The organism is Streptomyces sp. NPDC005706 (assembly GCF_040631045.1).
Taxonomy (GTDB): domain Bacteria; phylum Actinomycetota; class Actinomycetes; order Streptomycetales; family Streptomycetaceae; genus Streptomyces.
The window spans coordinates 394,355-416,113 of record NZ_JBEXYS010000003.1 but is presented as its reverse complement, the minus strand read 5'-3'; the positions used below and the strand labels follow the sequence as shown (position 1 = coordinate 416,113).

At 73.3% G+C, this 21,759-nt stretch carries 15 protein-coding genes; 5 read left to right on the top strand and 10 right to left on the bottom strand.

Annotated features, from left to right (window positions below):
* Positions 1-10 precede the first annotated feature (10 nt).
* Entirely contained in the window at positions 11-853 is an 843-nt protein-coding gene (locus ABZ478_RS08390; protein WP_359546497.1) for a patatin-like phospholipase family protein, read from the bottom strand.
* Between the two features lie 164 nt (positions 854-1,017).
* Here ABZ478_RS08390 and ABZ478_RS08385 point away from each other — a divergent pair, with 164 nt between their 5' ends.
* A complete protein-coding gene (locus tag ABZ478_RS08385; RefSeq protein WP_359546495.1) occupies positions 1,018-2,361 on the top strand; it encodes a diacylglycerol kinase family protein in 1,344 nt (447 codons plus the stop codon).
* Positions 2,362-2,431: 70 nt separating this feature from the next.
* Here the strand turns inward: ABZ478_RS08385 and ABZ478_RS08380 are convergent, their stop codons facing one another.
* Entirely contained in the window at positions 2,432-5,155 is a 2,724-nt protein-coding gene (locus ABZ478_RS08380) for an HAD-IC family P-type ATPase (RefSeq protein ID WP_359546493.1), read from the bottom strand.
* Positions 5,156-5,194: 39 nt separating this feature from the next.
* Positions 5,195-6,253: a polyphosphate kinase 2 family protein gene (locus ABZ478_RS08375; protein WP_359546491.1), complete on the bottom strand. Its 1,059-nt coding sequence runs from the start codon at positions 6,251-6,253 to the stop codon at positions 5,195-5,197.
* Between the two features lie 128 nt (positions 6,254-6,381).
* Here ABZ478_RS08375 and ABZ478_RS08370 point away from each other — a divergent pair, with 128 nt between their 5' ends.
* Positions 6,382-7,491 (top strand): winged helix DNA-binding domain-containing protein, encoded by a 1,110-nt coding sequence (locus tag ABZ478_RS08370; RefSeq protein ID WP_359546489.1) that lies wholly within the window; start codon positions 6,382-6,384, stop codon positions 7,489-7,491.
* Between the two features lie 130 nt (positions 7,492-7,621).
* On the opposite strand, the gene ABZ478_RS08365 is transcribed toward ABZ478_RS08370, so the two are convergent.
* The 3 genes from ABZ478_RS08365 to ABZ478_RS08355 all read right to left on the bottom strand — a co-directional run bounded on the left by ABZ478_RS08365 (position 7,622) and on the right by ABZ478_RS08355 (position 12,482).
* On the bottom strand, positions 7,622-8,413 hold the full coding sequence (locus ABZ478_RS08365) for a serine protease (RefSeq protein ID WP_359546488.1): 792 nt from the start codon (positions 8,411-8,413) through the stop codon (positions 7,622-7,624).
* 238 nt (positions 8,414-8,651) lie between these two features.
* Positions 8,652-11,477 (bottom strand): AAA family ATPase, encoded by a 2,826-nt coding sequence (locus ABZ478_RS08360; protein ID WP_359546487.1) that lies wholly within the window; start codon positions 11,475-11,477, stop codon positions 8,652-8,654.
* Positions 11,478-11,645: 168 nt separating this feature from the next.
* The gene (locus tag ABZ478_RS08355) at positions 11,646-12,482 is read right to left on the bottom strand and encodes a helix-turn-helix transcriptional regulator (protein ID WP_359546485.1); all 837 of its coding nucleotides are present in this window, start codon (positions 12,480-12,482) and stop codon (positions 11,646-11,648) included.
* Positions 12,483-12,609: 127 nt separating this feature from the next.
* Here ABZ478_RS08355 and ABZ478_RS08350 point away from each other — a divergent pair, with 127 nt between their 5' ends.
* Positions 12,610-14,283, top strand: a complete 1,674-nt coding sequence (locus tag ABZ478_RS08350) for an AMP-binding protein (RefSeq protein WP_359546483.1) — start codon at positions 12,610-12,612, stop codon at positions 14,281-14,283.
* Positions 14,280-15,890: an AMP-binding protein gene (locus tag ABZ478_RS08345; RefSeq protein WP_359546481.1), complete on the top strand. Its 1,611-nt coding sequence runs from the start codon at positions 14,280-14,282 to the stop codon at positions 15,888-15,890. Before ABZ478_RS08350 ends, ABZ478_RS08345 begins: the two co-directional genes overlap by 4 nt.
* 15 nt (positions 15,891-15,905) lie before the next feature.
* On the opposite strand, the gene ABZ478_RS08340 is transcribed toward ABZ478_RS08345, so the two are convergent.
* Positions 15,906-16,571 (bottom strand): hypothetical protein, encoded by a 666-nt coding sequence (locus ABZ478_RS08340; RefSeq protein ID WP_359546479.1) that lies wholly within the window; start codon positions 16,569-16,571, stop codon positions 15,906-15,908.
* Between the two features lie 279 nt (positions 16,572-16,850).
* Here ABZ478_RS08340 and gcl point away from each other — a divergent pair, with 279 nt between their 5' ends.
* Positions 16,851-18,638, top strand: a complete 1,788-nt coding sequence (gene gcl / locus ABZ478_RS08335) for a glyoxylate carboligase (protein ID WP_359546478.1) — start codon at positions 16,851-16,853, stop codon at positions 18,636-18,638.
* A gap of 73 nt (positions 18,639-18,711) precedes the next feature.
* On the opposite strand, the gene ABZ478_RS08330 is transcribed toward gcl, so the two are convergent.
* The 3 genes from ABZ478_RS08330 to ABZ478_RS08320 form a co-directional block, all read right to left on the bottom strand.
* On the bottom strand, positions 18,712-19,392 hold the full coding sequence (locus tag ABZ478_RS08330; RefSeq protein ID WP_359546476.1) for a TIGR04222 domain-containing membrane protein: 681 nt from the start codon (positions 19,390-19,392) through the stop codon (positions 18,712-18,714).
* A 181-nt stretch (positions 19,393-19,573) separates the two neighbouring features.
* On the bottom strand, positions 19,574-19,810 hold the full coding sequence (locus ABZ478_RS08325) for a hypothetical protein (protein WP_359546474.1): 237 nt from the start codon (positions 19,808-19,810) through the stop codon (positions 19,574-19,576).
* Between the two features lie 422 nt (positions 19,811-20,232).
* Positions 20,233-21,690 (bottom strand): catalase, encoded by a 1,458-nt coding sequence (locus ABZ478_RS08320; RefSeq protein WP_359546472.1) that lies wholly within the window; start codon positions 21,688-21,690, stop codon positions 20,233-20,235.
* Between the last annotated feature and the right edge of the window lie 69 nt (positions 21,691-21,759).

Here is a 21,759-nt window from a genome sequence, read left to right as displayed (position 1 = left end):
GGGGGCCGTCTCAGCCGTGCCGCCAGGGCAGCCGCAGCGCCCGTCCCTGCGCCCGGCCCGCCTCGGCGGCCGGGCCGCGGGTCCCCGGGTCCAGCGGGTTGTCGCCGATCGCCGCCCGCGCCGCCTCGTCGGGCGCCACCACCACGACCTCGGTGCCCCGGGCGCGCAGCTCCCGTACCGACCGCTCCACCGGCTGCTCGCTGGGGAACGGCTCCGTCATGCCCATCGGCACGATCACCACCACCCGGTCCGCGTCGTCCACGAGGTCGAGGTTGGCCATCGAGCGCACCCCGCCGTCGACGTAACGGCGCCCGTCGATGCCGACCGGCGGCCACACGCCGGGCACGGCGCAGCTCGCCGCCACCGCGTCGACCAGCGGGACCCCCGCGTCCTTGTCGAAGACCCGCGGCTCCCCGCTCTCGGCGTCCACGGCGACGATCCGCAGCGCGCGCTCCGGCCAGCCGTGCGAGGGCAGCCGCGACTCGATCACCGCCCGCCGCCGCGGCTCCGGCACGGTCGGCGCCGCCAGCGCCGCCCGTCCCACGGCCCGGCGCAGCTCCGGTACGGAGGCGGTGGCGGACGCCGCGGCACCGATCTCGGCGGCGAACCCCTCCAGGTCCATCTCGGCCATGATCTCGGCGGACTGCAGCGCCGGGTCCACCTGCCGCGCGTACAGCTCCGCCAGCCCCAGTCCGCTGCCCAGCTGTGCCGAGACGGTGGAACCGGCGGACGTCCCGAGCAGCAGATCCGCTCCGGTGACGTCCTGCCCCGCGTCGGCGAGCCCCGTCAGCACCCCGGTGATCCAGGCGATCCCGCCCACACCGCCACCGCCCAGCACCAAAGCCTCGGACATCCCTGCTCCTCGGTTGTCGGTTCTTGATCCACCGGAATGACACCACACGAGGTGAAGGGAACCGTCCGGATGTGGCCACCGGTCCGGCGGGGCGCGCCGGGCGCGGACGTGCCGGTCGTGGCGCTCGCTCGTAGCCTGGGACGACTGGAACGGGAGGTTGCCGCATGAACAGGCGCTGGACCGCGCGTCTGGCCCTGGTGGCGGGCGTGGCGGCGGTGGCGGTGCTGCCGGCCTTCGCCGGGCTCGGCAGCATCGTCCTGGTGGCCGTGGGCCTCGCCGGGACCGTCCTCACGGCGGCCGGCGTGTGGTGGCTGCTGAGCCGCACCGGATGGGCCAGGTCGCTGGCCGTGGTACTGGTGATCGCGGCGCCGCTCGCCGTCCTCGCCCTGTACGCCGCCGCCGGGCTGCTGTGGGTCGTGCTGGTCTCGCTCGGCCTGTGGACGCTGGCCGTCTCCGCGGGCCGGGCGGCACTCGCCGGCGACGACGTGCCGGCCATGCCGGAGCTCGCGGCCCGGCGGGCCCGGCACCCCTTCCTGATCATGAACCCGCGCTCCGGGGGCGGCAAGGTCGGCGAGTTCCGCCTCGTGGAGCGCGCCCGGGCCCTCGGCGCGGAGGTCGAGGTACTGGACCCGGCCGCGCCGCGGGACGTGGCCGAACTGGCGCGGCAGGCCGTGCGGCGCGGAGCCGACCTGCTCGGCGTCGCCGGGGGCGACGGCACCCAGGCCCTGGTCGCCGGGGTGGCCGCCGAACACGACGTGCCGTTCGTCGTCATCAGCGCCGGCACCCGGAACCACTTCGCCATGGACCTGGGCCTGGACCGGCAGGATCCCGCGGCCTGCCTGGAGGCGCTGACCGACGGCGTCGAACTCCGCGTCGACCTCGGGCGTATCAGCTCCGGACGGGGGCCCGCGGACGGCGGCACGGAGCGCGTCTTCGTCAACAACGCCTCGTTCGGCGTGTACGCGGCCGTGGTACAGAGCCCCGCCTACCGCGAGGACAAGGCCCGTACCACCCTGGAGATGCTGCCGGACCTGCTCACCCGGCACAGTGGCCCACGGCTCGTCGTGCGCGCCGGTGAGCGGAGACTGACGGGTCCCCAGGCCGTCCTGGTGAGCAACAACCCCTACCACGGCGACGACGCGGCGGGACTGGGCCACCGGGACCGGCTGGACTCCGGCCGGCTGGGCGTGCTGGTCGTCGAGGTGAACAGCACGACGGAGGCGACCGAACTGCTGCTGCTCGGCGGACGCAGCCGCGGGCTCACCGCCTTCACGGCCGCCGAGGTCGTGGTGGACGCCGACGCCCCCGCCGTCCCGGCCGGCGTCGACGGCGAGGCCCTGACGCTGCCCACCCCGGTGCGCTGCCGCGTCGAGCCGGGCGCCCTGCGCGTACGCGTGCCGCGCCACCGCCCGGGCGCGCCCCGCGTGGCGCCGGCCATGAACTGGCGCGAGGTCCGCCGGCTGGCCCTGACCATGGGCCGTGTCGCCGCCGGCCGCGACACCCGCTGAGGGCGCGCGCCCGGCACGGTGCGGAACGCACCACCGGTCCCACGGCCGGGCGGGGCCGCCGGGCGTCCGCTCACCCGGTGCTCCTGGACCGGCGGGCCAGCCACTTGCCCAGCTCCCACAGGAGCAGCAGCGCGAGTGCGGACAGCAGGGCCCAGCCGAACTGGCGGGCGTTGATCTCCGTCGTCCCCAGGACCCGGCGGAAGCCGTCCAGCTGCGTGACCATCACCGCGAGCGCGAACTGCGCCAGTGCGACCCAGTTCATCTGCTTGCTGTCGAACGTGGCGGCCGTGAGGACGGAATCCGTCTCGCTGCGGCACTCGAACGCGGCCACGATCAGACAGAGCGCGAACGCGGTGAAGGCGATCGACCGGCCGGTCTCGACGCTGCCGAACAGGGTCTGGCCGAGCCGGATCAGCCCGAGCAGCACGACGGTGATCGCGAGGCCGGAGAGTCCCACGGTGACCAGCACGGGCCGGGTGAGCACCGACTCGCCTCGCGGCCGCGGTCTGCGGCCCATCAGCCCGGGGCTCTCCCGGTCGAAGCCGAGCGCGAAGCCGAACGAGGCGTTGACGACGAAGTGGATCCACAGCACCTGCGGCGGGGTGAAGGGCTCGCCGGCGGCGATGTTCAGCACGCTGGCACCGAGGAAGGTCACGACGAAGGTGACCAGCAGAAGCAGCACGAAGCGGATGTACTTGGTGAGGTTGTCGTAGATCGTGCGGCCCTGCTCCACGGCGTAGACGATGGTGGCGAAGTTGTCGTCGGAAAGGATCATGCGGCCGGCGTTCTTCGCCACGTCCGTGCCGCTGCCCATGGCGATGCCGATGTCGGCGGCCTTGATGGCGGGCGCGTCGTTGACGCCGTCCCCGGTCATCGCCACGACGTGGCCCTTCTTCTTGAGCGTGTCGGCCAGCAGCACCTTGTGCTCGGGCGCGACCCGTCCGACCACGCCGATGCCGTCGATGCGGGCGAGCTGTTCGGCCTCGCTCATCGCGGCGAAGTCGGCGCCGAGGACGGCCTCGCCGGGAATGCCGATCTGCCGGGCGATGGCCGCACCGGTGGTGACGTCGTCGCCGGTCACCAGGCGGACCGTGATGTGGGCCGAACGGGCGTCCGCCACGGCGGCCTTCGACTCCGCGCGGGGCGGGTCGACCATGCCGACGAGACTGGTCACCCGCAGCCCGTCCACATATCCGAGCAGGTCCGCCCCGGGATCGAAGGAGGCGGGGTCCAGATCGCGGACGGCCGCGGCCATCACCCTCAGCCCCTCGCCTCCCATCCGCTGGGTCTGCGCCTCGGCCCGTTCGCGCAGCCCGGCGTCCCACGGCACGCCGCCGTCCGGCGTGAGGGCGTCGGCGGCCCGTGCCGTCACCGCGGGCGCCGCGCCCTTGACGAAGCACCGCACGACCGGCCGGCCGGAGTCGTCGGTCGCCGAGTTGAAGGTGGCCATCAGCTTGTGGGCCGGGTCGAAGGGCAGGGTGGCGAGCCGCGGGAAGCGTTCCCGGGTGGCGTCGGTGTCCAGGCCGGCCTTGTGGGCCAGCACCAGCAGGGCGCCCTCGGTGGGGTCGCCGACCACCTCGCCGTCCACCAGCCGCGCGTCGCTCGCCACCACGTACGGCAGGATCGCGTCGTCGACGCGGGCGGCGGAGCCCGCGGCGTGGTGGATCCGTCCCTCCAGGCCGTAGCCCGTGCCCGAGACGGTGTACCGGTCGGTCGGGGTGAGGACTTCGACGGCGGTCATCTGGTTCATCGTCAGGGTGCCGGTCTTGTCCGAGTTGATCGCCGAGGTGAACGCCAGGGTCTCGACCGACGGCAGCTCCTTCACGATGGCGTTGCGTCTCGCCAGGTTGAGGCTGCCCACGGAGAGGATCGCCTGGGTCACGGTCGGCAGTGCCTCGGGGATGGCGGCGATCGCGAGCGAGACCGCGCTGACGAACAGCGCGTCCCAGGCCTGGTCGCGGCTGCGGCCCAGGGCGAACATCACCACCATGGTCAGGCCCGCCGCCCCGGTGATCCACAGGGTCAGGGTGTCCAGCTCCCTGGTCAGCGGCGGCACCTCCTTCCCGGTGGCCGCCAGCATCCCGGAGATCCTGCCCAGTTCGGTGTCGGCGCCGGTGGCGGTGACGACCAGGACCCCGCTGCCATGCGTGACCGGGGTGTTCATGAACGCCATGTTCGTGCGGTCGCCGGGCGGCAGCCCCTCACCCGGTACCGGGGCCGTGCCCTTCCCGGCCGGGACGCTCTCCCCGGTCAGCGCCGACTCGTCGATCTGCAGGGCGCTGGCCTCGATGACGCGCCCGTCCGCCGGCACCTGGTCCCCGGCGGCGATCAGCACGATGTCCCCGACGACGAGCCGGTCCGCGGGGATCTCCGCCTCCGCGCCGTCCCGGCGTACCCGCGCGGTGGCCTCCAGCATCGACTTCAGCGCGTTCATCGCGCTCTCGGCCTTTCCCTCCTGACGCAGTCCCACAATCGCGTTCAGCAGGGTCAGCACCAGCAGGAGCACCGCGGTGGTCCACTCCCGGATGAGCAGTGAGACGACCGCCGCGGCCACCAGGACGATCTGCATGTAGCTGCGGTACTGCGCCAGGAACCGGCGCCAGGCCGGGGTCCGCCTCTCCTCGGGCAGAGCGTTCGGTCCGTGCGCGGCCAGCAGTTCGGCGGCCCGGGCCGCCGGGAGCCCGGCCGCCGGATCGACGCCGAACGCCGCCGTCACCTCCGGGGCGGGCCGCGCGTACCAGGACCGCCCCGCCGTCCGGGACCCTTCCCCCACGGAATCCGGCCGCACCGTCATCGCGTCGTCTCCGATCCGGGCCGATGGTGTCCCGGCCCGTCAGCCCCGGCCGCTTCGCTTCCCACGCCGCCGGGGCTTTCCGTGTCTCCCGCCCTCGGCGGGTCCTCCGTGCTCGCCGCCGTCCCGCGGCTCCGGACCGGCCCCGCGCCCGCCGTCCGCCCGTGCCTGCCGCGCCGCGTACGGATCGGCCGGGGCACCGGCGGGCGCCTCCCGCTCCAGCTCTCGCCGGGCGGCCAGCAGGTCCCTGCGCGCCTCCTCGCTCACCTCGGGGTAGCGGGGGTCGATGTCCATCAGGGTGTGCGCGAGGACGGCCGCCGTGCAGATCCGCGCGAACCACTTGCGGTCCGCCGGGACGACGTACCAGGGAGCCCAGGCGGTGCTGGTGGCCGAGAGCATCGCGGAGAAGGCCCGCTGGTACTCGTCCCAGTGCCGCCGTTCGCGCACGTCGGCCGCGGAGAACTTCCAGTTCTTCTCCGGCAGGTCGATCCGCTTCAGGAACCGGGCGCGCTGCTCCTCCTTGGAGAGGTTCAACAGGACCTTGACCACCTTGAACCCGCTGTCGGTCAGATGGCGCTCCCACTCGTTGATCTCGCGGTAGCGCCGCTCCCAGACGTCCGGTCCGCGCGCCTCCCCGGGCAGCTTCTGCCGTACGAGGTTCTCCGGGTGCACCCGTACCACCAGGACCTCCTCGTAGTGCGAGCGGTTGAAGATGGCGATCTCGCCCCGCTCGGGGAGCCGCCGGGCGTAGCGCCACAGGTAGTCGTGCTCCAGTTCCTCGTCCGAGGGCACCTTGAAGCTGCTGACGCGCACGCCCTGGGGATTGACGCCGCTCATCACGTGCCGGATCGTGCCGTCCTTGCCCCCGGCGTCGAGGGCCTGGAGGCACAGCAGGACGCCGTAGGTGTCCTGGGCGGCCAGCCGCTGCTGGTACTCGGCCAGCAGGGCGACCCCGGTGCGCAACAGCTCCTCGGCGTCGCGTCTGCGCATGCCCGCCCGGTAGCCGGGGTCGAAGTCCCGGCTCAGGTCCACCCGTCTACCCGGTGCCACCCGAAGCGGCTCGATGAATTCCGCGATGCGTGCGGCCGGCTCTTCGGACACCTCCGGCTCCTCTCCCCGGATCGGGCGCGCCCTCGCCCATTCTCGGCTCGCCCGCACAAGATCGCCCGCTGGATCCGGTTCGCCGGCCGCGGACAGAAGGTGTCCGCGAGGCCGGTTAGCGTGCCTCCATGACGAAGAGCAGCACGGCCCCGGCTCCGCTCCTGGACACCCGCGCCCTCAATCGCGCCACCCTGGACCGGCAGCTCCTGCTGCGCCGTTCCCCGCTGTCCGCCGAGGACGCCGTACGGCACCTCCTCGGCCTGCAGGCGCAGAACACCGAGCCGCCGTACTACGCTCTCGCCGCCCGGCTCGAGGGGTTCACGCCGGAGCGGCTGTCCCGGCTCATGGCGGACCGCGCGGCCGTCCGCATCGTCACCCTGCGCTCCACCATCCACACCCACACCGCCGACGACTGCCTGACCCTGCGGCCGCTGGTCCAGGCCGCCCGGGAGCGGGAGCTGACGCACTTCCGCACCGGCCTGGCCGGCGTCGACCTCGGCCGGCTGGCCGCCGTCGCCCGTGACCTGGTGGAGGCGGAGCCGCGGACCATGGCCCAGCTGCGCGAGGCGCTGAGCGCCGAGTGGCCGGACGCGGACCCGGGGTCGCTCGCCGTCGCCGCCCGCTGCACCCTGCCCCTGGTCCAGGTGACCCCGCGCGGACTGTGGGGCCGGGCCGGCCGGGTGGCCCTCACCACCGCGGAGCACTGGCTGGGTCGCCCCGCCGAACCGGCCCCGGCCGCGGAGACCGTGATCCCGCGTTATCTCGCCGCCTTCGGTCCCGCCTCCGTCAAGGACATGCAGACCTGGTCCGGACTCACCCGGCTGCGGGACGCCTTCGAGCGGCTGCGCCCGCGGCTGGTCACCTTCCGCGACACCACCGGAGTCGAACTGTTCGACCTGCCCGACGCGTCCCGCCCCGACCCGGACACCCCGGCCCCGCCCCGCTTCCTGCCCGAGTACGACAACCTGCTGCTCTCCCACGCCGACCGCGGCCGTGTCGTACCCCCCGAGTACCGGGGCCGCGCCCGGCGCGGCAACCAGGCCTACCGCACCCTCCTGGTCGACGGCTTCCTGGCGGGCGTGTGGAGGCCCGACGGCACCACGCTCGTCGTCGAGCCGTTCGGGGAGCTGACGAAGGGCCGGCGGGAGGAGGTCGCCGAGGAGGGCGCCCGCATGCTGGCCGCGCTGCACCCCGGGAAGCCCCACGACATCCGGTTCGGCACCGTCGTACCGCGCTGAGCCCCTCACCCGTCCGGAGCAACCGGCGCCCTGGGGGCGGGACTTGGAAAGGGGAGCGTTGCGGGCCGCTCGTGGTGGCTCGCAACGCCCCCCGGCATCTACCCGAGAGGTGCTCGGGTGGTCCTCGGGGCTATGAGGTGACCTGCGCGGTCACGAGGTCCGAGAAGGTGGTCAGCCGGGTGTACACACCCGGGTAACCGGCCTCCGCGCACCCCTCGCCCCAGGAAGTGATCCCTGCCAGGACGCCCCCGATCAACAGGGGACCGCCGCTGTCGCCCTGGCAGGTGTCTACGCCACCGGACGTGTATCCGGCGCAAACCATGTCGGACTGGACGTAGTCCGAACCGTAGGAGCTCCTGCAGCCGGCGTCCGACACGACCGGAACGGTCGCGGTCCGCAGCTGGTTGGAGGAGCTGCCGCTCTCCGAGGTGGTGCCCCAGCCGAGGATGCGGGCCGTGGTGCCGGCCGCGTACACGCTGGTCTGGGAGGAGGAGACGTACGACGCCTTCGTGTACGGCATCGACGTCGACAGGGTCAGCACGGCCACGTCGTCGCCGTTGGTGGCGTCGGTGTAGTCCGGGTCGATCCAGATCTTGCTGACCTTGCTCACCGTGCCGTCGGTGCCGTTGAGATAGGTCCGGCCGCCGACCACGCGGACGCTGCCGGTCGTCTCACCGACCATGCAGTGAGCCGCCGTCACCACCTTCTTGGCGGCCACCAGGGTGCCGCCGCAGAACTGGCTGCCGGACGCGTCCGTGATCTGCATGACGAACGGGTACGCCGTCGTGGTGGTGGTCGTCCCCCCGACGATGGGCTGAGGAGCGTCGGCCGAGGCGGGGGAGGCGATGAGCGCGGTGGCCGCGGCGGCGGCCGTCGCCATGAGCGTGGCGGTGGTCTTTCTGGCACGTCTGAGGCCGAACATGCGTCTCCTCGGTTTGGCCGGTGGGGGGTTCGCACGGGCGTGGGGGTGGTGCACATGGGTAGGGGAACCCCCTGCCCGGGGGAGACCGAGCGGCTGGGGGAGGGACCGACCCCGTGTGCCCGGGCGAGCGGCACGCCCTTTACGCTAGGCCCGGGTCCCTCGGCTCCCAATGAGGGAACCCCCTAGGGGGTCGGGTGAGGGAAAACCCTCGGTCCGGCTCAGTTAACTAGCGCCTCGCTCACCGCGCTCGGCGAGCCGCCGCCAATCGGACGATGTCGACGCGCGAGCGGATCCCGAGCTTCCGGTACACCCGGGTCAGCGTGGCCTCGACCGTCTTCACACTGACGAACAGCCGGGACGCGATCTCCCGGTTGGTGGCCCCCTCCATGACGAGCGCGGCGACCTGACGCTCCATCGAGGCCAGACCGTCCAGCGCGTCCAGCGGGTCCCGGGCGGGCGGCGCGGGCTCCGGCTGCGGGGCGCACAGGGCCTCGTCCACCTGGCGCAGCCACGGCAGCGCCCGGCAGCGCCGGAACAGCCGCACGGCCTCGTCGTACGCCGCCCTCCGCTTGGCCGGGTTCTCCGCCTGCCGTGCGCGCAGCCGGGCCAGCGCGAACGCCGCTCGGGCCTCCTCCAGGCCGTTGCCGAGCCTGCCGAGCCGGTCCTGAGCGGACGTCAGCTGGGCGATGGCGGTCTCGTGGTCGCCGCGGGCGGCCCGGGCCAGCGCCTCCGCCCGGTCCAGGACGGCGACGACACTCTCCCGGCCCAGCCTGACGGCGTGCTCCCGGGCCCCGTCGATGACCTGCTGCGCCTGGCCGTGCTCTCCGGCGAGCACCAGCGCCTCCGCGAGGTCGCCGTGCCAGCGGCCGCGCGCCGGGTCGGTGATGCCGAGCCCCAGCTCCAGCTCCCGCACCCGGCCCAGCGACTCCACGGCGGCCCGCGGCTCCCCGGCCACGAACTGGGCGTAGCCGAGGGCGGCCAGGGCGCGGGAGAGGTACATCTGGTCGCCGTCCTCCTCGGCGTGCCCGACCGCCTCACGGGCCAGCTCCAGCGCCCGCTCGGTGTCGCCGCCGGACGCCTCGGCGAGCGAGGCCAGCATCGCGGACGCGCTCTCGCCGATGCCCGCGTCCCGGGCCAGCCGCAGACTCTCCCGGGACAGGTCGAGGGCCCGGCCGCAGTGGCCGGCGCGCAGCTCGGTCTCGGCGCACATGCGCAGGTAGTGCACCTCGCTCTCGACCATGCCGCGCCGTCGCACCTCGCGCAGCAGCGCGGTGATGGTGGCCCGGGCCTCGGTGAGCTGGTCGCTCATCAGCAGCCAGCGGTAGCGGGCGTAGCCGACGCCGTTGTGGTGGCAGGCGACGTACGGGTCCTGCGGCTCCTCCAGGGCCCGCGCGGTGGTGGCGGCGGCGTCCGGATGGCCCATCAGGGTCTCGGTGGACGCCTGGAAGGCACGCGCCATCAGCTCGGTGCGCCGGTCGCCGGCCCGCGCGGCCAGCTCGGCGGCGTGCGCGGCCTCCTGGCGGGCCTCGGTGAAGTCGCCCTCGACGACCAGGGCGCGCCAGGCGAGCTGGTAACGGACCAGGGCGAGCAGCCTGGGTTCGTCCCCGGCGTCGGCCAGGGCCTGCGGGAAGACGGCGTCCACGTCGCCGAGCGCCTGCCCGGCCGACTCGATGACCACCATCCACGCCCGTACCCGTTCGGCGGGCAGCACGACCCTGGACAGCACCTCGCGCGCGATGTCCCGGGCCAGGTCGGCCTCGCCGGCCGTGATGGCGTCCTCGGCGGCCCGCAGCCGCCGCTCGTCCGGTCCGGGCTCGCCGGCCGCCGGGGTGTGCCGGGCGGCGAGCAGTCCGAGCGAGGCGGCCACCGACGGCGCCCCGCGGTCCCGTGCCAGCGCGGCGGCCTCGGCGAGCCGGTCGGCCACGTCCGGGTCGGTGCCGGTGGTGGCCAGGGCCAGATGCCGGGCCCGTTCGATCGGGTCGAAGGCCGCGGTCGACAGCGCCGCGTGCACCGCGCGCCGCTCCTGCGCGGGCGCCTCCGCGTACAGCGCGGCGGAGATCAGCGGGTGCGCGAACCGTACGGCCGGGTCGTCGGTCTCGGTGGCCAGCAGGCCGAGCTCGGCGGCCTGGGCGCACTCGGCCTCGGCGTGCTCCCGGCCGGCCGCGTGCAGCAGGGCCAGGGTGGGGCGGGCGCCGGCGCTGGCCAGCAGCAGGGTGCGGCGGGCCTCCACGGAGAGCAGGTCGAGGCGGCTGAGTACCAGGGCGCGCAGCGAGGTGGGCACCGGCAGCGGCTCACCCGGCCGGGGCGGGGCCGGGGTCTCGGCCAGGACGCGGCCCAGCTCCAGGGCGAACAGCGGGTTGCCGCCGCTGGTGCGGTGCACCTCCCGGACGGTGGAGCGGGGCAGGCCGTCGTAGCCGCGGTGGTTCAGCAGCGTGGTCAGCTCGGTGCGGGAGAGGGGCCCCAGCCGCACCGAGAGGGTGCCCGGCGGGCAGGCGCGCAGATGGCGGTCGTAGGCCTCGTCCTCGGTGCGCACCGCGCACAGCATCTGCACAGGGGTGTCGCCGAGCCGGCGCGCGGCGAAGCCGAGCAGTTCGGCACTGGCCGGATCCAGCCACTGCAGATCGTCGGCGACGATCAGGACCGGGCCCCGGTCGGCGAGCGCCCGGAGCGCGGAGAGCACCGCGAGGCGCAGGGCGAGGCCGTCGCGCTGGAGGCTGGACTCGCCGCGGCCGGTGAGCGCCGACTCCAGGGCCGTGAGCTGGGCCGCGGGCAGCCGGGGGGCGACCTCCTCCAGGGCCAGGCCGAGGAGGTCGGCGAGGGCCAGGAACGGAAGGTGGGATTCTGACTCGGTCGCCGAGCAGCGCAGGACCCGGCGCGCGGTGGCGCCGTATTCCTCGGCCAATGCCCGCAGCACCGTCGATTTACCTATTCCGGCGGGGCCGTGGAGCAGCACGCTGCCACCGGAGTCGAGCTGGTCCCGGGCGCTCCCGAACAGCTCTTCGCGGCCGATGACCAGGTCGGGACGGCTTCGAACCGACTCCTGGAAGTCCCGTCGCACGGTCACCGCTCCCCTCCTGTGTCGTGTCCGGACCAAATTCTAGGCAACGATCCTTGAAATTCGGACGGAAGCCGTGGTGAGGGAAATAACAAAAGGTCAAGCGCAGGAAAAAATTCGCGGCATGGTCACAACAATGGACAGGTTTCCTTACGAGCGTCACCGGCCGGCCGGTCCCTACGGCAGGAGCCCCGCCCGGCGTGCCGCGGTCACCGCCTCCCCCCGGGTGTGAGCGCCCAGTTTCCGCATCGCCGAGCGCAGATAGCCCTTCACCGTCTCCGGGCGCAGACCCAGCCGCCCGGCCACGGCCGCGTTGGTCGCGCCCGCCGCCACCCAGGACAGCACGTCCAGCTCCCGCGGCGCCAGGCTCGCGCCGCCGACCGGGCGCGGAGCGGCCAGCAGCCCGCAGGCCGCCAGCAGCTCGGCGCGCAGTTCCGGGTCCGCGATCCGCGGCGCCAGCGCGCGCAGCGCCGCGTGCGCCTCGCGCACCTGTTCCTGGCCGGTTTCCGGCCCCCGGTACTCCCCGGCGGGCTCGGCCCGGGCCGCCGCGAGCAGCCCCCGCGCCTCCTCCCGCACCACCAGCGACTGCTCCACGTCCCGCGCCGCCGCCACCGCCGCGCCCAGCGTGCGGTCGCCGAGCGGCTGGGCCGAGCGCAGCGCGCCGTACAGCACCCCGCGCACCCGGCGCCGCACCACCACCGGCACCGCGAGCACGGAGTGGATGCCCTCGGCGGCCACCGGCACGTCGTACTCGTGACTGATCTGCCGGGAACCGGCGTAGTCCGTCACCGCGCACGGACGGGCCAGCGCCACCGCCCTGCCGCCGAGCCCGTTGCCGGAGGTCACCGCGAGGGACCTGAGGGCGGCGGTGTGGGTACCGCTCAGTTCGCTGATCCGGATCTGCGGCCGGCCGGCCTCCACCAGCCCGCCGAAGGCGACCGGGAGCCCCGTGGTGTGCCGCAGCCGGGCCAGCGCACCGCGTATCTCCGTCGTCGCCACGGCCTCTGCTGCCACCTCATCGCTCCTTCGGTGCGGCTCACCCGTGGACCACACCCCCGTTCGGGGGTAGTGAGACCTGCATCACGGATTAGACGATGCCAGAGAGCCGCCCGGCAATGGTCCGGATTCTAGGAGGACACCTATGACGACGGCGACCGAGGTCTTCAGGACCGCGCGGGACTTCCTGCTGGAGCACCGCGAGGACTACACCCGCGCCTACGAGGGCTTCGCCTGGCCGCGGCCCGAGCACTTCAACTGGGCGCTGGACTGGTTCGACGTGATCGCCGAGGGCAACGACCGGACGGCGCTGCACATCATCGAGGAGGACGGCACCGAGACCAGGCTGTCCTTCGCCGAGATGGCCGAGCGCTCCACCCGCGTCGCCTCCCACCTCCGCGCACGCGGCGTCGGCGCCGAGGACCGCATCCTCGTGATGCTGGGCAACCAGGCCGAGCTGTGGGAGACCGCGCTGGCCGCGATGAAGCTGCGCGCGGTGGTCATCCCGGCCACCCCGCTGCTCGGCCCCGCCGACCTGCGCGACCGGGTGGAGCGCGGCCGGGTGAAGCACGTGCTGGTACGAGCCGAGGACACCGCCAAGTTCGCCGAGGTGCCCGGCACCTACACCCGGATCGCGGTCGGCGGGCTGCCGGAGGAGGGCTGGGAGCCGTACGAGGACGCGTACGCCGCCTCCGCCGACTTCGTCCCCGACGGCCCCACCCTGGCCGACGACCCGCTGATGCTGTACTTCACCTCCGGGACGACCGCCCGCCCCAAGCTGGTCGAGCACACCCACACCTCGTACCCCATCGGGCACCTGGCGACCATGTACTGGATCGGCCTCAGGCCCGGCGACGTGCACCTCAACATCTCCTCGCCCGGCTGGGCCAAGCACGCCTGGTCCAACCTGTTCGCCCCGTGGAACGCGGAGGCGACGGTCTTCATCCACAACTACACGCGCTTCGACCCCGCCCGGCTGATGGCCGAGATGGACCGGCACGAGGTCACCACCTTCTGCGCGCCGCCGACCGTGTGGCGGATGCTCATCCAGGCCGACCTGTCCCAGCTCGCCACCCCGCCGCGCGAGGTGGTCGCCGCGGGCGAGCCGCTCAACCCGGAGGTCATCGAGCAGGTCCGGCGGGCCTGGGGCGTCACGATCCGGGACGGCTTCGGGCAGACCGAGACGGCCGTGCAGGTCTCCAACAGTCCCGGGCAGACGCTGAAGACCGGCTCCATGGGCCGGCCCAGCCCCGGCTACCGGGTGGAACTGCTCGACCCGGTCTCCGGCGCCCCCGGCGCCGACGAGGGCGAGATCGCCCTCGACCTGTCCGAGCGTCCCGTCGGCCTGATGACCGGCTACCACGGCGACCCCGACCGCACGGCGGAGGCGATGGCGGGCGGCTTCTACCGCACCGGCGACGTCGCGTCCCGCGACGCGGAGGGGTACCTGACCTACATCGGCCGCAGCGACGACGTCTTCAAGGCCTCGGACTACAAGATCAGCCCGTTCGAGCTGGAGAGCGCGCTGCTGGAGCACGAGGCCGTCGCCGAGGCGGCCGTCGTGCCCGCCCCCGACGAACTGCGGCTCGCCGTGCCCAAGGCGTACGTCGTCCTCGCCGAGGGCTGGCAGCCCGGCCCCGACACGGCCAAGGTGCTCTTCGAGCACTCCCGCCAGGTGCTGGCCCCCTACAAGCGCCTGCGCAGGCTGGAGTTCGCCGCTCTGCCCAAGACCGTCTCCGGCAAGATCCGCCGCATCGAGCTGCGCGAGGCCACGGCCGCCGGCTCCGACCACGAGTACCGCGAGGAGGACTTCCGGTGACCTCGGAACTGTCGTACACCCACGGAACCGGCCCCACCGCCCTGCTCGGCGACACCATCGGGGCCAACCTCGACCGCGCCGTGGCCGCCTGGCCGGAACGCGAGGCCCTCGTCGACGTGCCCTCCGGACGGCGCTGGACCTACGCCGAATTCGCCGCCGACGTGGACCGGCTGGCGTGCGCGCTGCTCGCGAGCGGGGTCGCCAAGGGCGACCGGGTCGGCATCTGGGCGGTCAACTGCGCCGAGTGGGTGCTCGTGCAGTACGCCACCGCGCGCGTCGGCGCCGTCATGGTCAACATCAACCCGGCCTACCGCACGCACGAGGTCGAGTACGTCCTCAACCAGGCCGGGATCCGCCTGCTGTTCGCCACCGTCCGGCACCGGACGAGCGACTACCGGGCGATGGTGGAGGAGGTCCGGGTCCGCTGCCCGCGGCTGACGGAGACCGTCTACATCGGCGATCCGGGCTGGGAGGCGTTCACCGATCGCGGGACCGCCGTCCCGCGGGAGGAACTCCGGGCGCGCGAGGCCGAGTTGTCCTGCGACGACCCGATCAACATCCAGTACACCTCGGGCACCACCGGCTTTCCGAAGGGCGCCACGCTCTCCCACCACAACATCCTGAACAACGGCTATTTCGTGGGCGAACTGGTCGCCTACACCGAGCAGGACAGGGTCTGCATCCCCGTCCCCTTCTACCACTGCTTCGGCATGGTCATGGGGAATCTGGCCGTCACCTCCCACGGCGCCTGCATGGTCGTCCCGGCGCCGTCCTTCGACCCGGAGGCGACGCTGGAGGCCGTCCAGCGGGAGCGCTGCACCTCGCTGTACGGGGTCCCGACCATGTTCATCGCGGAGCTGAACCTGCCCGGCTTCGCCGCGTACGACCTCTCCTCCCTGCGCACCGGCATCATGGCGGGCTCGCCCTGCCCGGTGGAGGTGATGAAGCGGGTGGTCGCCGAGATGCACATGGCGGAGGTCTCCATCTGCTACGGCATGACCGAGACCTCCCCGGTCTCGCTGCAGACCCGCATCGAGGACGACCTGGAGCACCGCACCGCAACCGTCGGCCGGGTCCTGCCGCACCTGGAGGTCAAGGTCGTCGACCCGGTCTCCGGGGTCACCCAACCGCGCGGCACCGCAGGGGAGTTGTGCACCCGCGGCTACAGCGTGATGCTCGGCTACTGGGACGAGCCCGAGAAGACGGCCGAGGCCGTCGACGCCGGCCGCTGGATGCACACCGGCGATCTGGCGGTGATGCGTGCGGACGGGTACGTCGAGATCGTCGGCCGCATCAAGGACATGATCATCCGGGGCGGCGAGAACATCTACCCGCGCGAGATCGAGGAGTTCCTCTACGCCCACCCCGGGATCCGGGACGTCCAGGTCGTCGGCGTACCGCACGAGAAGTACGGGGAGGAGGTCCTGGCCTGCGTCATCCCCCTGGACCCCGCCGACCCGCTGACCCTGGAGGACCTGCGCGCCTTCTGCCGCGACCGGCTCGCCCACTACAAGATCCCCAGCCGGCTGCAGATCCTGGAGACCTTCCCGATGACGGTCTCGGGCAAGGTGCGCAAGGTGGAGCTGCGGCAGACCTACGGGGCCTGACAGCGGTCCGGCGGTTTACGTGCCGACCTGCCGGACCAGGAGCCGGCCGGGGCCGTTCACCGGCGTGGCCGTCCCCCCGTGGTCGAGGGCGAACAGGGGGACGGCCAGCGCGTCGGCCTGGGCCCGGGCCGCCTCGGTGTAGCCGGCGGCGGAGAAGTAGACGCAGTCCGCGGACTCCGTCATGGCCGTCAGCCAGAGGCACTCCACGTCCCGCGACGAGGCCGGGCGCGCCGCCGGATCGACCAGCACGACGAGACCGGGCGCGGCCAGGCCGATGCCGGACGGCGGGCGCTGGTCGGCGCGCCGGATGTCCCGGTGGCCGAGCCCGCGCAGACACAGCACGGCGGCGGTGACCGCGTCCCGCGCGGAGGCGACGGCGGCGGAACGCGCCGGACCACGGTGGCCGGGGCCCGGTGACGGGGCTCCGGCCACCGGTATGCGCAGCACCGTGCCGCACGGGCAGCCCAGTTCCGGGTGCGGCCACTGGTTGCGGCGGCCGCAGGCCGTGCAGCGCACGGTGATCCAGTCCTCGTCCCAGGCCCGGTGGGCGAGCACGGCCGGTCCGGCCGCCGCGTCCAGCCGTGGGGCGCTGGGGGCGCCGCAGGCGCAGGGATACGGGGGCGCGGTGTAGACGTGCTCGCGCCGGCAGGCCGGACAGTGCAGCGGAACGCTCTCGGGCATGGCCCATCCATCTTCAGGCGTCGCGTCGGGGCAGCGCCCCCATCGTCCTCCATCCCGGTCCGCCTGTCCGGCGCTTGGCCCCTCCGCCCGGCCCGGCTCGCGGAGGCCCCCGGCTCCCTTGACGGCGTTCGGCACCCCGCTTACATTACTTCCAGATAGTAGAAGTTAACTTCCGCAATACGGAAAGAGTACGCGGGAGTGATCCGACGACCCTGGAGACAGTGCTCACCGCGGGGCGCGACGGGAGTACGCATCCGACAGCCGAAGCAGGAGTACTCGATGGCCCGAATGACCGCTGCCCGCGCGGCAGTCGAAATCCTCAAGCTCGAAGGCGTCCGCGACGCCTTCGGTGTGCCCGGCGCGGCGATCAACCCGTTCTACAAGGCGCTGAAGGAGGGCGGCGGCATCCACCACACGCTCGCCCGCCACGTCGAGGGCGCCTCGCACATGGCCGAGGGCTACACCCGCGCCCGCCCCGGCAACATCGGTGTCTGCATCGGCACCTCCGGGCCCGCCGGCACCGACATGATCACCGGCCTGTACTCGGCCATCGGCGACTCCGTCCCGATCCTGTGCATCACGGGCCAGGCGCCCACCGCCGTGATGCACAAGGAGGACTTCCAGGCCGTCGACATCGCCTCCATCGCCCGGCCGGTGACGAAGATGGCGGTCACCGTCATGGAGGCCGCCCAGGTCCCCGGCGTCTTCCAGCAGGCCTTCCACCTGATGCGCTCAGGCCGTCCCGGCCCGGTCCTGATCGACCTGCCGATCGACGTGCAGCAGACGGAGATCGAGTTCGACCCGGAGACGTACGCGCCGCTGCCGGTCCACAAGCCCGTGGCCACCCGCGCCCAGATCGACAAGGCGCTGTCCTTCCTGCTCGCCGCCGAACGCCCGGTCATCGTCGCCGGCGGCGGTGTCATCGGCGCCGACGCCTGCGACCTGCTGACCGAGTTCGCCGAGCTGACCGGGACCCCGGTCATCCCGACCCTGATGGGCTGGGGCGCGCTGCCCGACGACCACGAGCTGAACGCCGGCATGGTCGGCGTGCAGACCTCGCACCGCTACGGCAACGCCACCTTCCTGGAGTCGGACTTCGTCCTCGGCATCGGCAACCGCTGGGCCAACCGCCACACCGGCTACAAGCTCGACACCTACCGCCGGGGCCGCAAGTTCGTCCACGTCGACATCGAGCCCACCCAGATCGGCCGGATCTTCCCGCCGGACTACGGGGTCGTCTCCGACGCCAGGGCCGCGCTGGAGCTGTTCGTCGAGGCCGCCCGGGAGCTGAAGGCGGCCGGCGGGCTGCCCGACCGCACCGGCTGGGTCGCCTCCACCCGGGAACGCAAGGCCACCCTGCTGCGCCGTACGCACTTCGACGACGTGCCGATGAAGCCGCAGCGCGTGTACGAGGAGATGAACCGGGCGTTCGGCCCCGAGACCCGGTACGTCACGACCATCGGCCTCTCCCAGATCGCCGGCGCGCAGATGCTGCACGTCTACCGGCCGCGCCACTGGATCAACTGCGGTCAGGCCGGCCCGCTCGGCTGGACCATCCCGGCCGCGATCGGCGTCGCCAAGGCCGACCCGGACTCCCCGGTCGTCGCCCTCTCCGGCGACTACGACTTCCAGTTCCTGATCGAGGAGCTGGCGGTCGCCGCCCAGCACCGGATCCCCTACGTGCACGTGCTGGTGAACAACGCCTACCTGGGGCTGATCCGGCAGGCGCAGCTCGGTCTCGACATCGACTTCCAGGTCAACCTGGAGTTCGAGAACGTCAACACGCCCGAGATCGGCGTCTACGGCGTCGACCACGTCAAGGTGGCCGAGGGCCTGGGCTGCAAGGCGATCCGGGTGACCGAGCCGGACCGGCTCGGCCCCGCCTTCGAGCAGGCCGGGAAGCTGGCCGCCGAGTACCGGGTGCCGGTCGTCGTCGAGGCGATCCTGGAGCGGGTCACCAACATCTCGATGAGCCGGACCATGGACATCGGCGACATCACCGAGTTCGAGGACCTCGCCACCGAGCCCGGCCACGCGCCGACGGCGATCACTCCGCTGAAGGTCTGAGCCACGAGCGCGCGAGGGGCGGCCCGTCCGGGAGGGACGGGCCGCCCTCCGGCGTGCCGTGCGGGCCCCGCGCTCAGTCGAACCCGCCGCCCCCGCAGCCACCGCCGAAGTCGTGGCCGCCGTGGTGGTGACCGCCGTGTGCGCCGCCACCGGAACCGCCGTGGTCCGAGTCCCGGCCGCTGTCGTCCCCGTGGTACGTGATGCCGCGGATGCCACTGCCCCGGCCGAACGGGAACAGGCCCTCGTCCGCGAGGGCGCCGCGGCCGGTGAGTCCGCAGTCGCGGGCGAAACGCGGCAGCAGCGCGGTCAGGGCGCGCTCGCCGTGCAGCGCGACGGCGAGCAGCACCTCCCGCTCCGCGAGGCCCTCCGCGCCGGCCGGGCCCTCCGGCAGCGGATGGCGCTCGCGCAGCCCGGCCAGGAGCCGGCGGGCGGCGCGGGTGCGGCCCGGCGGCAGTGCTCGCAGCAGTCCGGCGGCCACGAGTTCGGCCCGCATCCTGGCGAGCGCGCGCCGGACCACCGCCCGGCCGGGCAACTCCCGCGGCCCGGCGGGCCGGTAGAGGCCGGTACGGACCGCCTTCTCCAGGGGATGGCGGAAGGCCCCGGCGTCCCCCGTGCCGGTCCTGCGCAGTGTCCCCGGCCGGCCCGCGTCGACCGCGCCACGCAGATGCAGGGCGAGCACGGCGACCGTCACGGCGGCCCGGTCGCCGCCCCGCAGCAGGGCGATCGCGCACGGGTCCGGCGGCGTACGGTCCACAGGCGGTGGGTTCGTAACGTCCATGAGGCACCCCCGTACGGGGGCCCGCCGCCCCCGTGCCGGCGGGCCCCGCATGACGGTAATGTGCCCGGGCGCGACGGCCGCCGAAGCCTGAACGCCCTTGTTCAGAGGTTGATTTGAGGTATGCGTAGGCCGGGTACGGCCACCGCCGTACCCGGCGTCACCACAGTTCGTGCTCCGTCAGGCCGGGCCAGTCCTCCGGCCCACCGCCCTGCCATTCGACGAGGTCGCTCTCCTCGACCTCGATCCGGTCCAGGTCGGCCAGCCGCAGGATCTCCACCACGTCGTCCAGGTGGGAGGCGAGCCCCAGGGTCACGTCCCCCTCGGTGACCCGCCGGGAGCCGTCCAGTGCCGGGGCGTGGACCACGATGTGCGGATACTGCGTCGGATTTCCCATGGGTTCAGCGTCCTGCGGACGCGCCGGACACGCACCCCGGGCCGGAGCCGGGAGCCGCGAGCCGGGACAGCGCGAGGAGCGCCCCCTGGGACAGGGAGCGCTCCTCGCGCCGCGTGGTGGCCGTCCGACGGCGCGAGGCTGGGCGCGACAGGACGTTCGCGCCGCCGGACGGCTGACCGGGGGACCTCCATCCGGAGGTCGTTGCTGGAGGACCGCGGCGGCCGCGACGGAGCCGGGAACCCTTCCCTCTGGTCGAGAAGGGGACCCGCGTCCTTCACCACCGCACTGGCTCGCACGCCGCCGCGGTCCTCGCTCTGCCCGCCGTACCGAGAGGTCACCCCTCATCCGGACCGCTCGGTCGCGGGTCGTGCGCGCCCGGGTCCCGGCCTCCCCGCCGGGTCCCGGACGCGGTCCTCGGAGCCTCAGTCCTCGCGCAGGGCGCGGACCGCCTCCTCCACGCGCCGTCCGTAGTCGGGGTCGGCGGCGTGGAAGTGGGCCAGGTTCTTCTCGATCACGTCGTCGCGGGAGACCTGGGAGAGGCCGCCGGCGATGTTCGCGACCAGCCGCTGCCGCTCCTCCTCGGACAGCAGCCGGTACAGCTCGCCCGCCTGGAAGAAGTCGTCGTCCTTGGTGTGCGCCGGGGCCTCGTGAGTGCCGGTGTGACCGGACACGGGGAGCGGGGCCGACAGCGGGCGGCCGGTCTCCACCGGGCCGTCGTAGGAGTTCGGCTCGTAGTTCTTGGCGTGCCTGCCCTGGGCGTTGGCAGCCATGAGGCCGTCGCGGCCGTGGTTGTGCGCGGTCGTCGCCTTCGGCGCGTTGACCGCGAGCAGGGTGTGGTTGACGCCCAGGCGGTAGCGGTGGGCGTCGGCGTAGGCGAACAGCCGGCCCTGGAGCATCTTGTCGGGCGACGGGCCGATACCCGGCACGAAGTTGTTCGGGGAGAACGCGGCCTGCTCCACCTCGGCGAAGACGTTGTCCGGGTTGCGGTCCAGCACCAGGCGCCCCACCCGGCGCAGCGGGTAGTCGGCGTGCGGCCACACCTTCGTCAGGTCGAACGGGTTGAAGCGGTAGTCCGCCGCCTCGGCCGCCGGCATGATCTGGACGTACAGGGTCCAGGACGGGTGCACGCCCCGCTCGATGGCCTGCAGCAGGTCCGTCTGGTGGGAACCGGGGTCCTTGCCCGCGATCTCGGCGGCCTGCTCGCCGCTGAGCGAGCGGACGCCCTGGTTCGTCTTGAAGTGGTACTTGACGAAGAAGGCCTCGCCCTCGGCGTTCGTCCACTGGTAGGTGTGCGACCCGAAGCCGTTCATGTGCCGGTACGACGCCGGGATGCCGCGGTCGCCCATCAGCCAGGTCACCTGGTGCGTGGCCTCGGGGGAGTGGGCCCAGAAGTCCCAGACGTTGTCGGGCTCCTGCCGGCCGGTGAACGGGTCCCGCTTCTGCGAGTGGATGAAGTCCGGGAACTTGATCGGGTCCTTGATGAAGAACACCGGGGTGTTGTTGCCGACGAGGTCGTAGTTGCCCTCGGCGGTGTAGAACTTCACGGCGAAGCCGCGCGGATCGCGGACGGCGTCGGCGCCGCCGAGGGAGTCGGCGACCGTGGAGAACCGGACGAACACCTCCGTGCGCCGGCCGGTCTCGCTCAGGAAGTCGGCGTGGGTGAAGCCGGTGACGTCGTCCGTCACCTCGAAGTGGCCGTACGCGCCGGAGCCGCGGGCGTGCACCACGCGCTCCGGGATCCGCTCGCGGTTGAAGCGCGCGAGCTTCTCCAGGAGGTGCTGGTCCTGAAGCAGCAGGGGGCCGCCCGCGCCGGCGGAGGCGGAGTTCTGGTTGTCGGCGACCGGGGCGCCGGACTCGGTCGTGAGCACGCGCTTCGACATCGTGGACCTTCCGTGCGGAGTCAGCGGAAACCTGTTTCCGCTTCGTGGAGCCTAGGAGTGGGGGAACGG